This window comes from Microbacterium sp. MM2322, assembly GCF_964186585.1.
Classification (GTDB): domain Bacteria; phylum Actinomycetota; class Actinomycetes; order Actinomycetales; family Microbacteriaceae; genus Microbacterium.
Genome location: NZ_OZ075067.1, coordinates 469,920 through 484,179, shown reverse-complemented (window position 1 = coordinate 484,179; position 14,260 = coordinate 469,920). Strand labels below are relative to the sequence as shown.

At 68.6% G+C, this 14,260-nt stretch carries 12 protein-coding genes and 2 tRNA genes; 3 read left to right on the top strand and 11 right to left on the bottom strand.

Annotation, left to right across the window (positions count from 1 at the left end; all coding sequences use genetic code 11):
- Positions 1–21: 21 nt before the first annotated feature.
- On the bottom strand, positions 22–1,008 hold the full coding sequence (locus tag ABQ271_RS02320) for a MetQ/NlpA family ABC transporter substrate-binding protein (RefSeq protein ID WP_349309939.1): 987 nt from the start codon (positions 1,006–1,008) through the stop codon (positions 22–24).
- Positions 1,009–1,242: 234 nt separating this feature from the next.
- Positions 1,243–1,944 carry a TetR/AcrR family transcriptional regulator C-terminal domain-containing protein gene (locus ABQ271_RS02315; RefSeq protein WP_349309938.1) on the bottom strand — a complete coding sequence of 234 codons (702 nt, stop codon included), beginning with the start codon at positions 1,942–1,944 and terminating at the stop codon, positions 1,243–1,245.
- A gap of 68 nt (positions 1,945–2,012) precedes the next feature.
- Here ABQ271_RS02315 and ABQ271_RS02310 point away from each other — a divergent pair, with 68 nt between their 5' ends.
- Positions 2,013–2,330: a hypothetical protein gene (locus ABQ271_RS02310; protein WP_349309937.1), complete on the top strand. Its 318-nt coding sequence runs from the start codon at positions 2,013–2,015 to the stop codon at positions 2,328–2,330.
- A gap of 61 nt (positions 2,331–2,391) precedes the next feature.
- Here the strand turns inward: ABQ271_RS02310 and ABQ271_RS02305 are convergent.
- The 5 genes from ABQ271_RS02305 to serS form a co-directional block, all read right to left on the bottom strand.
- Positions 2,392–2,483 (bottom strand) — tRNA-Ser (locus ABQ271_RS02305).
- Between the two features lie 74 nt (positions 2,484–2,557).
- On the bottom strand, positions 2,558–3,844 hold the full coding sequence (locus ABQ271_RS02300) for an LCP family protein (protein ID WP_349309936.1): 1,287 nt from the start codon (positions 3,842–3,844) through the stop codon (positions 2,558–2,560).
- Positions 3,845–3,864: 20 nt separating this feature from the next.
- A tRNA-Ser gene (locus ABQ271_RS02295) sits at positions 3,865–3,949 on the bottom strand.
- Between the two features lie 100 nt (positions 3,950–4,049).
- Positions 4,050–4,919 carry an HAD-IIB family hydrolase gene (locus tag ABQ271_RS02290; RefSeq protein WP_349309935.1) on the bottom strand — a complete coding sequence of 290 codons (870 nt, stop codon included), beginning with the start codon at positions 4,917–4,919 and terminating at the stop codon, positions 4,050–4,052.
- On the bottom strand, positions 4,916–6,181 hold the full coding sequence (gene serS / locus ABQ271_RS02285) for a serine--tRNA ligase (protein WP_349309934.1): 1,266 nt from the start codon (positions 6,179–6,181) through the stop codon (positions 4,916–4,918). The genes ABQ271_RS02290 and serS overlap by 4 nt, the downstream gene beginning before the upstream one ends.
- A 103-nt stretch (positions 6,182–6,284) precedes the next feature.
- On the opposite strand from serS, the gene ABQ271_RS02280 reads away from it, so the two are divergent.
- Positions 6,285–7,454, top strand: a complete 1,170-nt coding sequence (locus ABQ271_RS02280; protein ID WP_349309933.1) for a diacylglycerol kinase family protein — start codon at positions 6,285–6,287, stop codon at positions 7,452–7,454.
- A 74-nt stretch (positions 7,455–7,528) separates the two neighbouring features.
- Positions 7,529–8,893, top strand: coding sequence for a deoxyribodipyrimidine photo-lyase (locus tag ABQ271_RS02275; RefSeq protein WP_349309932.1), 1,365 nt, complete (start codon positions 7,529–7,531; stop codon positions 8,891–8,893).
- Between the two features lie 90 nt (positions 8,894–8,983).
- Here the strand turns inward: ABQ271_RS02275 and ABQ271_RS02270 are convergent, their stop codons facing one another.
- The 4 genes from ABQ271_RS02270 to ABQ271_RS02255 form a co-directional block, all read right to left on the bottom strand.
- Positions 8,984–10,321 (bottom strand): extracellular solute-binding protein, encoded by a 1,338-nt coding sequence (locus ABQ271_RS02270; RefSeq protein ID WP_349309931.1) that lies wholly within the window; start codon positions 10,319–10,321, stop codon positions 8,984–8,986.
- Between the two features lie 77 nt (positions 10,322–10,398).
- Entirely contained in the window at positions 10,399–11,298 is a 900-nt protein-coding gene (locus ABQ271_RS02265) for a carbohydrate ABC transporter permease (RefSeq protein ID WP_036310460.1), read from the bottom strand.
- Positions 11,295–12,230 (bottom strand): sugar ABC transporter permease, encoded by a 936-nt coding sequence (locus ABQ271_RS02260; RefSeq protein WP_349309930.1) that lies wholly within the window; start codon positions 12,228–12,230, stop codon positions 11,295–11,297. The genes ABQ271_RS02265 and ABQ271_RS02260 overlap by 4 nt, the downstream gene beginning before the upstream one ends.
- Positions 12,227–14,242, bottom strand: a complete 2,016-nt coding sequence (locus ABQ271_RS02255; protein ID WP_349309929.1) for a beta-galactosidase — start codon at positions 14,240–14,242, stop codon at positions 12,227–12,229. The genes ABQ271_RS02260 and ABQ271_RS02255 overlap by 4 nt, the downstream gene beginning before the upstream one ends.
- Positions 14,243–14,260 lie beyond the last annotated feature (18 nt).

The following is a 14,260-nucleotide window of genomic DNA, read 5'->3' as shown; positions in this document are numbered from 1 at the left end:
TGCGGTCGCGAGCGGCGGCCGTCAGTTCTTCGCGGCCTGCTTCTCGAGGTCGGCGAGCTTCGTCCGGAGCTGCTCGACCGGGACGTCGACGAGCACCACGGAGCCCTGGTTCTCCTTCTCGTTGGCCGCCGCGACGCGCTTGTCGGCGTAGACCTCCTTGAGGATCTTCCACGCGGGGTTGTCCTTGTTGTCCTCACGGGTGGCGATGACGTTCACGTAGGGCAGGTTCTGCTCGGAGAGCGCCTTGTCGAGGAAGAGCGCATCGTCGGAGCCGATGTTCTGGCTCGGGTCGAAGTACGACGTGCCCACGACGACCGCGGCCAGGCTCGGGTCGGTGAACTGCTGCGCGATGGACTTCGCGGGGATCTCGGTGAACTGGAGCTTCTTCGGGTTCGCCGTGATGTCCTCGACGGCGGGGAAGTCGCCCTTGTCGGCCGAGAGGGTGATGAGGCCGGCGGCCTCGAGGATGTTCAGGGCTCGGCCTCCGTTGGAGGGGTCGTCGGGGATGGCGATCTTCGCGCCGTCTGCGATGTCGTCGAGGGACTTCGCGGTCGCGGAGAAGATCCCCCACTGCGTGATGATCGTCGAGAAGACGGGAGTGAGATCTGCGCCGTTCTCGGTGTTGAAGGCGCTCAGGTACAGGATGTGCTGGAAGGCGTTGGCGTCGACCGTGCCGGCGGCGAGCTCCGTGTTCGGCAGGACCCAGTCCTGGACGTTGACCCACTCGATGTTCAGGCCCTTCTCGGCGGCGACCTCCTTGACCGCATCCTGGAACGGGCTGTCCTCGGAGACCGCGATCTTGACGCTGATCGGCTTGGCCGGGGCATCACCGCCGGCCGCGGCGGCGTCGGCGGGCCGGAGCGCCGGGAGTGCGAGGGCGACTCCGCCGACGATCGCGGCGACCGCGACGACGGCGATTGCGATCGCAAGACCGATGCGGGTGCGCTTCTTGTCTCCCGCGACGGCGGCGCGGAGGTCGCTCTGCGGGGGCTGGTTCGTGTCGGACATGGGGTGGTCTCCTCGTGGTGCGTCGGCGTGGATATTCGCTGTGACTGCGACATTCCTAACGCGACGCGACCGCGACGACGAGTTGCGAGACGCTCCGTGACCGGGCATTACGCCGCTTGACGTTCGCGCCCCCAGGCGGTCGAAATCCCGTCGTGGATCGTGGTAATCGCGCGCGATCGACGGGGCGCGCTCAGCTGCGACCGGAGCCGGGGCGGATGCGGGGTGCTCGACCGTCTAGGGCGTGAGCTCGACCTCGAGACGGTCGAGGAGGATCTCGAGCGCGGTCTCGAACTCTTCCTTGCTGTGATCCTCGCTGAGCAGCGGTCGAAGCCGACGCACCTGCGGCGCATCGTCCAAGGGCGAGTGTCCGGATCCGTCCTCGCCCGACGGTCCGGAGGGGTCCGGGGTCGCCTCCGCTCCGCCGACGTCGGCGCCGTGGACGGCCGCTTCGAGGAGCAATTGGCCGAGGAGGAAACTGCTGAAACCCCGATAGGCGCGCACGGCCTGCTCGTCCGTGAAGCCCTGCGCGAGGAGCACGCGCAGGAAGACGTCGACGGCTTCGATGCTCCGCAGCGGTGGCCGCAACCACGGGGCGGCGGGATGCCGGCTCGCGACGAGCGGGAAGGCGCGGGGGTGCGTGACGGCGATCTCTCGGACGGCGTGGGCGACGTTCTGGAGGAACGTCTGCCAGTGCTCCTCGGCCTCGCGCTCCATGACGCTGACCAGCTCAGCGGTCAGCACGTCGACGACGCCTTCGAGGAGGTCCTCTTTGCCGTGCACGTGGCGGTAGAGGGACATCGCCTCGACGCCCAGCTCGTTGCCCAGGGTGCGCATGGACAGCCCGGCCGGCCCCTTGCGATCGACGAGCTCCAGTGCTGTGTCGATGATCGCGGCGCGACTCAACCTCGGTGTCGATCGATCGGGCTGTGCGCTCATGGGAGCCTCCACTCCGATACTGCCCCTTCCTGCGCTCAACCGCCCGCTTACACCGTAAGCTTTGTGGAATGGGACGTCTGGCCTTCGGCACCGAGTCGGTCACGCTCGATGATCGTGTTCTCGCTCACCTCGAGGTCGTGATGGTGACCAAGCTCCGACGCCGCGAACCGTTCATCCTCACGTGGACGGTTGAACCGAGCCTCGGGAGCGGGCGCGTCTCGCGCTGGGTCGGAGTGTCGACGAGCTGGGACATCCGCTACCACTCCCGCGCGATCGGAGCGCTGAACCCGGCCTGGATCGAAGCCCTCATGTCGACGGCGAACTCGCCCGGCGGGCTGCGGATCACGCCCGAGCCCGACCTCGACGACCACGCCGCGACTCTCTGACCTGGTCGGTCACGACGTCCGCCGAAAACACAGAAGCCCCGGATGACCGGGGCTTCTTTCGTGGCGGAGACGGAGGGATTTGAACCCTCGGTCCCCTTGCGAGGACTCCACCTTAGCAGGGTGGTGCACTAGGCCTGACTATGCGACGTCTCCAGGCATCCGACCGCGAACGGCGCGAATGCACCCCGCAAGCATAACCGTTCCTCGACCCGCTGCCGAACCGTCGGTCAGCGCTGCGCGACGGTGCAGGTGACCTCGTTGGCCGACTGTCCGGTGATCTGGCTCGGCAGGTCGACCGTGCCGTCGCCGGCACCCTGGGTGGGCTGACCGGTGGCGCCCGGCGTAGCCGTCGGAGTCGGTCCACCCTCGGACCCGGCTTCGCCGACGACCGTGACACCGTTGCCGCCGCTGGCCTCACCGGTCACCCGGATCGGCTTGTTCTCGGACAGCGCCGTGAAGAGGACGTCGGCCGCAGACGAGACCGGGAGGACACGGGACCCACCCGGCGCGTAGACGGTCGGGTACTGAACGAAGACGATGTCCTTGTAGGGCACGTCGGCGACGGCCATCGCGATCTGGACCATCCGCTGCGGGCTCGTGAGCGATTCGCTGAGGACCAGCTGCTTCTCGTTCACCTGACGGATGGCGGTGTTGGCGAGGTTCAGCAGCGCCGGGTAGTTCGAGAGGACCTCACCCGACTGCAGCTTGCGCACGAGCGAGCTCATGAACTGCTGCTGGTTCGAGATGCGCCCGAGGTCCGACCCGTCGCCGATGCCGTGACGGATGCGGAGGAACTGCAGCGCCTGCGCGCCGACGAGCGTCTGCTCGCCCTTCTTCAGGTCGAGGCCGGTGTGCGAGTCCTTGATGTCGTCGCTCAGACACACGTCGACACCGCCGATCGCGTCGGACATGTTGATGACGCCCGTCCACCGGATGGCGGCGGCGAACTGGATGTCGACGCCTGTCAGCCCCTCGACGGTCGCGACCGAGCAGCCGAGTCCGCCGTAGCTGTACGAGACGTTGATCATCTGCGCGCTCATCGCGGGATACGAACCGCCGTCGGGGTTCTTGCACGACGGGATCGGCACGATCATGTCGCGCGGGAACGAGACGACGGTCACACGGCGGGGCGCATCGCTGATGTGCACGAGCATCGTGACGTCGTTGCGCTCTCCCCCGTCGTCATGGGCGCAACGCGGGAAGAGCTTCAGGTCCTGACCCTCGCACGAGTCGGTGCCGACGACGAGCATGTTGACGCCGCCCTCGATCTCACCGATGTGCGGCGGCAGCTGAGTCTCTTCGCCGCCGATGGCGACACCATTCTCGTCGAGGCTGCGCGCGGCATCCCACACGTAGAAGCCACCGATCGCCGTCGTGCTGACGAGGACGACGGCGACGATCGCGGCGAGGATCGTGAAGACCTGCCGAATCGGATGCGGAGACGTCAGCTCTCCGTGACGGGCCACGGGTTGGCGGCGGAACTTCGTCGCCTTCGCGTTGTGCCTAGCGCTCACGGATCACCTTTCGGACAGTGCGGAGGGTGTGGGATTCGAACCCACGGGACATTGCTGCCCACCGGTTTTCAAGACCGGATCCTTCGGCCGCTCGGACAACCCTCCCGACCGCGCCGAGTGGCACCGGTCGAACAGGCCGAGTCTAGCCGACCCCATAACCCGTCCATTCTCGCCGGAACGCCTGTATGCGCCCTGAACGACCAGGTCAGAGGGCTTTCAGCACCGCCGTCACGCCACCCTCGGTGACGGATGCCGTCAGCTCCGACGCCTCGGAACGCACCTCGTCGGGACCCTGGGCCATGGCGATCGCCCGTCCGCCGTGGGCGCGTGCCCACCGGAACATGCCGATGTCGTTCCGTCCGTCGCCGATGACTACGACGCTCTCCGCCGCGATGTCGAGCCAGGTGCGGACGAGCTCGAGGCCCGTCGCCTTGTCGACGCCCTGCGGGGCGATGTCGAGCCACGCCGACCAGCCGACGGCGTACGAGACCTTGTTGAGGCCGATGCGGGAGACGAGGTCGACGAAGTCCTCATCCGTGTTCTCCTCCGAGACCACGACGACGCGGGAGACCGGGTGCGCCGACAGCTCTTCGAAAGCGACACGGTCGGCCTGCGAAAGACTCCAGTCGTCCATGTGGTGCGTGAACAGGCGGCGCCCGCTCGGAAGTTCGACCATGTACCGCGCCGACGGGAGGTGGTCGCGGAGGAGGGTCAGGACCTCTGTCGCGTCGAACTGCTCGGTGTGGAACCGCTCGTACGTCGGCGACTCCCCCGAACCGGTGCGTTTGAGGATGACGGCGCCGTTGGAGCAGACGACGTACTCGGGGTTGAGCGCGAGCTGCTCGAGGATGTGGCGGGTGCTCTCCCACGACCGCCCCGTCGCGAGCATGACCTCGTGGCCCGCGCGCTGGGCGTCGGCGACCGCCTCGACCACGCCGGGACTGTACGTCTCGTCCTCGAGGAGGATCGTGCCGTCGACGTCGAGCGCGATGAGCAGGCGCTCGCGCGGAGGCTCGGCGGCATCCGTCACGATCTCCTCGACGACCTCGGCGGCGTCATCCGGGGAGATGCTCACGCGATCGGCTCCGCCACCTCGAGGCCGCCCAGGTAGGGGCGGAGCACCTCGGGGATGACGACCGAGCCGTCTTCGCGCTGGTGCGTTTCGAGCAGCGCGACGATCCACCGGGTGGTCGCGAGCGTGCCGTTCAGGGTCGCGACGGGAGCCGTCCGGCCACCCTCGGGCCGGTAGCGGATGTCGAGGCGACGCGCCTGGTAGGTCGTGCAGTTCGAGGTCGACGTGAGCTCGCGGTACGCGCCCTGCGTCGGAACCCAGGCCTCGACGTCGTACTTGCGCGCCGCCGACGAGCCGAGATCGCCTGCAGCCACGTCGATCACGCGGTACGAGAGTCCAAGATCCTGCAGCATCCGCTCCTGCATCTCGACGAGGCGGAGGTGCTCGGCCTCGGCATCTTCGGGCGTCGTGTAGACGAACATCTCGAGCTTGTTGAACTGGTGCAGGCGGATGATGCCGCGGGTGTCCTTGCCGTACGACCCAGCCTCGCGGCGGTAGCAGGTCGACCAGCCGGCGTAGCGCTTCGCGCCGGGCTCGAGGTCGAGGATCTCGTCCATGTGGTACCCGGCGAGGGGCACCTCGCTCGTGCCGACGAGGTAGAGGTCGTCGTCGTCGAGGCGGTAGACCTCGTCGGCGTGCTGGCCGAGGAAGCCCGTGCCGCGCATGACCTCGGCGCGCACGAGAGTCGGCGGGATCATCGGGATGAAGCCGGCCTCGAGCGCCCGCTGCAGGCCGAGGTTCATGAGCGCCAGCTCGAGCCGCGCGCCGATGCCCGTGAGGAAGGTGAAGCGCGCGCCGGAGACCTTCGCGCCGCGCTCCATGTCGATCGCGCCGAGCATCTCGCCGAGCGCGAGATGGTCGCGGGGCTCGAAGTCGAACGCGACGGGCTCGCCGTGCGTCCGCAGGGTGACGAAGTCGTCCTCACCACCGGCGGGCACGCCGTCGATGACGATGTTCTCGATGCGGGCGAGCGCGGCGGATGCGGCATCCTCAGCCACCGTCACGGCCTGCTGCGCGGCCTTCACCCGCTCGCTGAGGTCCTTCGCCTCGGCGACGAGGGCGGCCTTCTCCTCCTTCGGCGCCTTCGCGACGCGCTTGCCGTGCGCGTTCTGCGCAGCACGGAGCTCTTCGAAGGCGGTGATCGCCGCGCGACGCTCCTTGTCGGCGGCGAGGGCGTCGTCGACGGTGTCGGGCGACTCGCCGCGGGCTTCCTGCGAGCGCTTCACGAGGTCAGGGGCGTCACGGAGAAGGGCGAGATCGATCACCCGACGAGTCTAGTCGCGGGCCCCGCGGCCCCCGCCCTGGTGCGGGGAACGCGCGAGCGCAAGGGGTCCCGGAAGGACGGATGCCTGGCCCTATCCTGAACCCATGGCGACCGACCCCGGCACGACGCACCGCTCCGACGACGCGCACGACCCTGCGACGGCCGCCGAGCCCGACGGCGTCATCCGCGAACCGGAGGACGTCGCCCCGGACACCGAGGACGGCGAGACCGGCGAAGCCCGCCGCGTCGACCGGAGCGGGTCGCCCGAGCCGATGACCGACGAGGACGGCCGCCCCAGTCCCAAGGCCGCCCTCGTCTACAACCCCATCAAGGTCGACGGCGACCAGCTGCGCGAGCAGGTCGCGCAGATGGCGAAGGATGCCGGCTGGTCCGAGCCCCTCTTCTACGAGACGACGGTCGACGATCTCGGCGACGACGTCGCCCGCCAGGCACTCGCCGAAGGGGTGAACGCCGTGCTCGTCGCAGGCGGCGACGGCACCGTCCGTGCCGTCAGCGAGGCGATGACCGGCTCACCCGTTCCCCTGACGATCGTCCCGAGCGGCACCGGCAACCTGCTCGCCCGCAACCTCCGACTCCCCCTCACCGACCCGGCCGCCATGATCGCCGCCACCTTCGACGGCGACACCGTCGCCATCGACGTGGGCCTCGCGACGTTGCGCCGGCCCGACGGCGATACCGCCGAGCACGCGTTCGTCGTGATGGGCGGGATGGGTCTCGACGCCGCCATGATCGCCAACACCAACAGCGACCTGAAGAAGAAGGTCGGCTGGGTCGCGTACGTCGACGGCGCCGCGCGCTCGATCGCGCAGGCGAAGCCCTTCCCCGTGGTCTACCAGGTGCCGGGGCATCGCATCCACCGCGCCAACGTGCAGAGCGTCCTGTTCGCCAACTGCGGGTCGCTGCAGGCGGGGCTCGAACTGATCCCCGAGGCATCCATCACCGACGGCGAACTCGACGTCGCGATCCTGCAGCCGCGGTCGGCATTCGGCTGGTTGCTCGTCTGGCGCCGCCTGGCCTGGGACAACAGCGTGCTCCGCAAGTTCCGCACCGGCCGGAAGATCCTCGCCCTGCGCACCGCCGACAACTCGGTCCGGTACACGCGCGGCAAAGGCATCGACCTGGCGGCCGAAGAGGCGCACCCCGTGCAGCTCGACGGGGACGAGTTCGGCGAAGCCACCCGGATCGCGGTCCGCGTCGTCGCCGGTGGGCTCACCCTCGCGATCCCCCGCGGGCACGCCGTCGACACCGTCTGAGGCGCCCCGCTGGGCCATTCCGCGCCGGATTGCAAGGGGCGGCATCCTGACGCGCCGATTGCGAGTATGAGGGGATGCCGTCCCCCTCGATCGTCTGGTTCCGCGACGACCTCCGTCTCGCCGATCACCTCGCGCTCCGCGCCGCACTGGACCGCGGCGAACCCGTCATCGGGCTGTATGTCCTCGACGAGGTGTCGGACGGCATCCGTCCGCTCGGCGGCGCTGCCCGCTGGTGGCTGCACCACTCGCTCGCTTCCCTTGCCGAGCGCCTCGCCGAGCGCGGTTCGCGACTGATCCTCCGGCAGGGTCCGGCCGACCGGGTCGTCCGCGAGGTCGTGACGGATGCCGGGGCTGGGGCGGTCTTCTGGAACCGCCGGTACGGCGGGCCGGAGCGCGAGATCGACGCCCGACTGAAGGCGAGCCTCCGTGAGGGTGACGTCGAGGTCGCGTCGTTCGCGGCATCCCTCCTCTTCGAGCCGTGGACGATCACGACCGGCACCGGCAAGCACTTCTCGGTCTACAGCCCGTTCTGGCGCGCCTGCCTCGCCCAGCCCGCACCCCGCGCTCCGCTTCCCGAGCCGCGGGAGGTGCCCGGCCCGGCGACGTACCCGGCGTCGGACGATCTCGACGACTGGGCGCTCCTGCCCACCGAACCCGACTGGGCGCAGGGCCTGCGCGACACGTGGGAACCGGGCGAGCCGGCCGCTCAGCGGCGCCTGCGCGAGTTCCTCGACGAGGACCTCGGTCACTATGACGATGCCCGCGACCGCCCGGCGGCGGGCGCGACCTCGATGCTCTCGCCCCGGCTGCGCTGGGGCGAGCTGAGCCCGTACACGGTGTGGCATGCAGCAGTCGACACCCCCGGAGCGTCGCGGTTCCTCTCCGAGATCGGCTGGCGCGAGTTCGCGTGGCACACGCTGTACCACTTCCCCGACCTCGCGACGAAGAACCTCCGTCCGGAGTTCGACGCCTTCCCGTGGCCCCGGCTGAAACCCTCGGCCCTGGCCGCGTGGCAGCAGGGGCGGACGGGCTACGCGATGGTGGACGCCGGGATGCGGGAGCTCTGGGAGACCGGCTACATGCACAACCGCGTGCGCATGATCACGGCATCCTTCCTCATCAAGAACCTGATGATCGACTGGCGCCGCGGCGAGGAATGGTTCTGGGACTGCCTCGTCGATGCCGACGGGGCGAGCAACACGTTCAACTGGCAGTGGGTCGCCGGCTCGGGGGCGGATGCGGCGCCGTACTTCCGCGTCTTCAACCCCGAGCTCCAGGCGGACAAGTTCGACAAGAACCGGGAGTACATCGGACGGTGGGCCCCCGAGTACCGGGATGCCGACGGCCAGCCCCCGATGCCGATGGTCGATCTGAAGGCGACCCGGCAGAACGCCCTCGCCGCCTACGAGAAGGTCAAGCAGGCCTCACGCCAGGGGTGACACCCCCACCGACGACCGCGCCGCGGATCGGAGCCCGAAGGCCCGACCCGCGGCGCGGATGCGTGGTGTCAGTGATTCAGTGGTGAGCGGTCACTCGGAGACGGGGATGGACTGCGCCTTGAGAGCGTCGACCGTCTTGGTCTGCGCGGCCTGCAGCGCCTCGAGCAGCGTTCCCTGGCCGCTGGCGGCCTTCTGGAAGCCGTCGGACACGTCGGCGTAGGTCTGCGTCATGGTCGGGCCCCACACGAAGTCGGGGTTGACCTGGGCAGCGGCCTCAGCGAAGACGTCGTAGATCTTCTGTCCGCCGTAGAAGTCCACACCCTGCTGGAGCGACTCGAGCTTGAGTCCCTCCGTGGTGGCGGGGTAGATGTTCGCCGACTTGTTCAGAGCGGTGAGCGCCTCGGGGGAGGTGTTCAGCCACAGCGCGAACTTCGCAGCCTCGTAGGGGTGCTTGGTTCCCTTGAAGACGGCGACCGAGGAACCGCCCCAGTTGCCGGAGGCCTTGTCGCCGGCCTTCCACTGCGGGGACGGCGCGACCGACCACTTGCCGGCGGTGTCCGGAGCACCGGACGAGATGGAGTTGGCACCCCAGACGGCGGAGTTCCAGCTCCAGACCTTGCCCGAGTTGTAGGCGTTGTTCCACTCCTCGGTCCAAGCCGGGTAGGTGGAGACGAGGTCCTCGTCGATCAGGTCCTGCCAGTAGTCCGCGACGGTCTTGGACTCGTCGCCGGTCAGGTTGACCTTCCAGGCCTTGCCGTCGTTGGAGAACCAGTCGCCACCGGTCTGCCAGACGAGCCCGGCGAACTGGTTGATGTCAGCAGTCGAGAAGTTGGTGATGTAGCCACCGGTCTTGCGGACTTCCTTGGCTGCTTCCTTGTACTCGGCCCACGTCGTCGGAACGGCGATGTTGTTCTGCTTGAAGAGGTCCGAGCGGTAGAACAGCGCCATGGGGCCCGAGTCCTGCGGAATGCCGTAGACACCGTCGGATCCGAGGGTGACCTGGTTCCAGGTCCACGGGATGAACTTGTCCTTCGCCGCGACGACGTCCTTGCACGCGGAGAGGTCCTCGAGACCGTCCTGCACGCGGAAGCTCGACAGGGCGTCGTACTCGATCTGACCGAGGTCGGGAGCGTTGCCGGCCTCGAGCTGGCTGAAGAAGCTCGCGTAGGTGCCGGAGTTGCCGTTGGGGCCCGTCTGGACCTTGACCTGGATGTCGGGGTTCTCGGCGTTCCAGGTCTTGGCGGCGTCCTCGATGCCCGGGATCCACGACGTGAAGTCGAGGGTCACCTTGCCGTCGGAGGGAGCGCAGGCGGCGGGGTCTGCCGCGGCTCCGCCGTTGGTGTCGCCGCTTCCGCCGGCGCAGCCGGCGAGAGCGAAGGCGGTGAGCAGTGCGACGCCGGCGACGACTGCCTTCTTGGTGTGCTGCATGGGATTTCCAATCTGATCTTTGATCGGGTGACAGGTGGTACTTCAGGGATGCCGAGGGGTTCGCCCGCGGCGGGAGCTCACTTCACGGAACCGGTGCCGAGTCCGTTGCGCCAGAAGCGCTGAAGCAAGAGGAAAGCGATGATGAGCGGCACGATCGACAGGAACGCGCCGACCAGGACGTAGGTGCGGAGCTCGGGGATCTGGTTGAGCTGCGTGTTCCACGTGTAGAGGCCGTAGGTGACGGGGAACAGATCCTGGCTGCGGAGCATGATCAGCGGCAGGAAGAAGTTGTTCCAGATCGAGACGAACTGGAACAGGAAGATCGTCACGAGCGCCGGGGCCATGAGCCTCGTCGAGACCGTGAAGAACGTGCGGACCTCACCCGAACCGTCGAGGCGGGCAGCCTCGATGAGCTCGTCCGGAACCGACGACGACGCGTAGATGCGAGCGAGGTAGACGCCGAAGGGGCTCACGATGCTGGGGAGCAGGACCGCCCAGAACGTGTTCGTCAGGTTGACCTGGCTGAACAGCAGGAACAGCGGGAGCGCCAGCGCGGTCGCCGGGACGAGGACGCCACCGAGCACGACATTGAAGAACGCCTCACGACCGCGGAAGCGGTACTTGCCGAGCGCGTAGCCGGCCATGCCTGCGAACACGGTCGCCAGGAGCGCCCCGAGTCCGGCGTAGCCGAGGCTGTTGAGGAGCCAGCGGAAGTAGATGCCGTTGTTGTACGAGACCAGGTCGCCGATGTTGGCGAACAGGTTCCAGTCGGCGAACCACAGCGCGTTGGTGGTCAGCAGCTGGCCGCGGTCCTTCGTGGAGGCGATGAACAGCCACCAGATCGGCACGAGGAAGTAGAGCGTGAAGATGCCCATGATGAGCAGCGCCGCGCCCCGCGAGAGGATCGATTCGCGCGGCCCGCGCGTCTTCGGCAGGTCGGTCGCCAAGGCGCCGTTGGTACGGGTGAGGAGGCTCATTGCTCGGCCTTCCGCTGGGTGAGCTTCAAGAACGCGAACGACAGGACGCAGGTGGCGAGTGCCAGCACGACCGAGAAGGCCGCGGCGAGGTAGGGGTTCGGCACCGCGCTGGTTGCGTAGATCGTCATGTTCGGCGTGAACGAGGACGACACCGCGGTGCTGAAGGAGCGGAACACCTGGGGTTCGGCGAGCAGCTGCAGAGTTCCGATGATCGAGAACACGGCGGTGAGGATGATGGCGGGCGCCACCATGGGGATCTTGATCGACCAGGCGATGCGGATCTGGCCGGCGCCGTCGAGACGCGCGGCCTCGTACACCTCGGCGGGGATCGCGAGGAGCGCCGAGTAGATGATGAGCATGTTGTAGCCCACGAACACCCAGGTCACGACGTTCGCGATCGACCAGAGGATCATCTCGGGCGAGAGGAAGTCGACCGAGCGGGTCAGATCGGTGAACGGCGACAGGTTGGGCGAGTAAAGGAAGCCCCACATGATCGCCGCGATGACGCCGGGGACGGCGTACGGCGCGAAGAAGGCGAGGCGGAAGAACCTCTTGCCCTTGAGCGCGGGCGAGTCGAGCAGCAGCGCGAACAGCAGCGCGAGGCCGAGCATGACGGGCACCTGCACGACGCCGAAGAGCAGGACGCGGCCGACGGACTCCCAGAACGGCGCGTTCTGGAACACCTGGATGTACTGGGTCAGACCGCCGAACACCTCGGTCGGCTCGCCGTACAGCCCGTCGCGCTGGACGACCAGCAGCGACTGCCAGATGGCGTAGCCGATGGGCAGCAGGTAGAAGAGCAGGAAGAGGATGCCGAACGGTCCCAGGAAGACCGCGATCGCCCCCTTGTGCGGGGTCTTGGCCCGCGGGATTCGCTTCGCGCGCGGCGACTTCGCCGACGATCGCGTCACGAGGAGTTCTGTGGCGGTCATGCTGCCGCCTCCTCTCTGATGATGCGCACCGCACCGGCGGGCACGGTGGCGCGACCGGCGACGGCAGTGCCGGTCACGAGGTCCACACCGTCGGATTCGACGTGGACGTCGGTCTCGCCGTGATTGATCACGAAGAGATAGGACGCGAGCTCACCGCGGCGGCGGACGATCTCGAGATCGCCCGTGCCGGGCTCGACGACTGCAGCAGGAGCCACTCCCGCCTCATCGGCGAGGCGCGCGACGAGGTCACGGTAGCCCGCTTCGCTGGGAAGAGTAGCGAGGTACCAGGCCGCGCCCTCGCCCGAGGCGTTGCGGGTGAGCGCCGGCATCCCGGCGGCGGGACCGTCGGTGAAGGATGCCTGGACCTCGGCGGTGGTGGTGCGGGACCGCTCCGACCACAGGCGCGCAGTCGAGCCGTCGCTCAGGGTGAGCGCGGCGTCGGGCGCGACGGGCGCGAACTCCTCGATGTGGAGGCCGATGGCCTCGCGGAGGGGTCCGGCGTAGCCGCCGGTGTAGATGCGGTCGTTCTCGTCGACGATCGCCGTCGAGAAGGTGATGAGTGCGGTGCCGCCGGCGGCGATCCACGCGGTGAGGACCGCGGCATCCGCTTCGGTCATCAGGTGGAGGCCGGGGACCACGACGAAGCGGTAGGCCGACAGGTCGGCGCCGGGGGCCACGACGTCGACGGTGAGGCCGTTCGCGTGGAGGGCGCCATAGGCGGCGTGCACTTGGTCGAGATAGCCGAGAGACTGGCTCGGGCGGGTCTCGCTCTGGGTCGCCCACCAGGACTCCCACGAGAAGAGGACGGCCACGTCGGCGACGACGCGGGAACCGGCGACCTCCGCCAGGCGATCGACGATGCCGCCGAGCTCGACGACCTCACGCCACGTGGCGGAGTCCGTCCCGGCGTGGGGAAGCATCGCGGAGTGGAACTTCTCGCTGCCCTGCACCGACGCGCGCCACTGGAAGAAGCAGACGCCGTCGGCGCCGCGGGCGACGTGCGTGAGGGAGTTGCGGATCATCTCGCCCGGAGCCTTGGCCTTGTTGAGCGGCTGCCAGTTGACGGCGCCGGTCGAGTGCTCCATGAGGATCCACGGCGCGCCGTCGCCGAGACCGCGGGAGAGGTCTGCGGCGAAGGCCAGCTCGGACCGGGGGTCGCCGAGGCGGTGGTCGAGGTAGTGGTCGTTCGCGACGATGTCCATCTCGCCCGCCCACGACCAGTAGTCGAGGTTCTCGATGTGCGCGGTCACCATGAAGTTCGTCGTGATCGCGATGTCGCTGTGGGCGCGGATGGCCTCGGCCTCCGCGCGGTAGTGCGAAAGGAGGGCGTCGCTGCTGAAGCGGTGGAAGTCGAGGACCTGCCCGGGGTTGCGGCTGGACAGCGTCGCCTTCGGGGTGAGGATCTCGTCCCACTCGTAATAGGTCTGGCTCCAGAAGGCCGTGCCCCACGCGCGGTTGACGGCCTCGACCGAGCCATAGCGGGCGCGCAGCCACTCGCGGAACGACGTGGCGCTCTCGTCGCAGTGGCAGAGCGCGTTGTGGCAGCCCAGTTCGTTCGACACGTGCCAGAGCGCGATAGCCGGGTGCGCGCCGTAGCGGGCGGCGACGGCGTCGACGAGCGCGAGGGCCGCCTCGCGGTAGACGGGCGAGCTCGGGCACCAGGCCTGGCGGCCACCCGGGTAGCGGCGGGTGCCGTCCTCGACGACGGGGAGGATCTCGGGGTGCGCCGTCGTCAGCCACGCGGGGGTGGAAGCGGTGCCGGTACCGAGGTTGATCCGGATGCCGGCGGTGTGCAGCCGGGCGATGATGTCGTCCAGGCGGGCGAAGTCGTATTCACCGGCGCGGGGCTGGACGTGAGCCCAGCCGAAGATGTTGATGGCGACCAGATCGACGCCGGCCTCACGCATGAGCGCGATGTCCTCGTCCCAGACGTCGGGCGTCCACTGTTCGGGGTTGTAGTCACAACCGAACGCGATGCCGTCGTGCGCGAAGGGGCGGGCGGGGGCCGACATGTTCTCCTCTGAATCCTG

Excerpts from the sequence above, each read along its gene's own strand:
- ABQ271_RS02320 (WP_349309939.1), bottom strand. The coding sequence starts at position 1,008 with ATGTCCGACACGAACCAGCCCCCGCAGAGCGACCTCCGCGCCGCCGTC.
- ABQ271_RS02315 (WP_349309938.1), bottom strand. The coding sequence starts at position 1,944 with ATGAGCGCACAGCCCGATCGATCGACACCGAGGTTGAGTCGCGCCGCG.
- ABQ271_RS02310 (WP_349309937.1), top strand. The coding sequence starts at position 2,013 with ATGGGACGTCTGGCCTTCGGCACCGAGTCGGTCACGCTCGATGATCGT.
- ABQ271_RS02280 (WP_349309933.1), top strand. The coding sequence starts at position 6,285 with ATGGCGACCGACCCCGGCACGACGCACCGCTCCGACGACGCGCACGAC.
- ABQ271_RS02275 (WP_349309932.1), top strand. The coding sequence starts at position 7,529 with ATGCCGTCCCCCTCGATCGTCTGGTTCCGCGACGACCTCCGTCTCGCC.
- ABQ271_RS02270 (WP_349309931.1), bottom strand. The coding sequence starts at position 10,321 with ATGCAGCACACCAAGAAGGCAGTCGTCGCCGGCGTCGCACTGCTCACC.
- ABQ271_RS02265 (WP_036310460.1), bottom strand. The coding sequence starts at position 11,298 with ATGAGCCTCCTCACCCGTACCAACGGCGCCTTGGCGACCGACCTGCCG.
- ABQ271_RS02260 (WP_349309930.1), bottom strand. The coding sequence starts at position 12,230 with ATGACCGCCACAGAACTCCTCGTGACGCGATCGTCGGCGAAGTCGCCG.
- ABQ271_RS02255 (WP_349309929.1), bottom strand. The coding sequence starts at position 14,242 with ATGTCGGCCCCCGCCCGCCCCTTCGCGCACGACGGCATCGCGTTCGGT.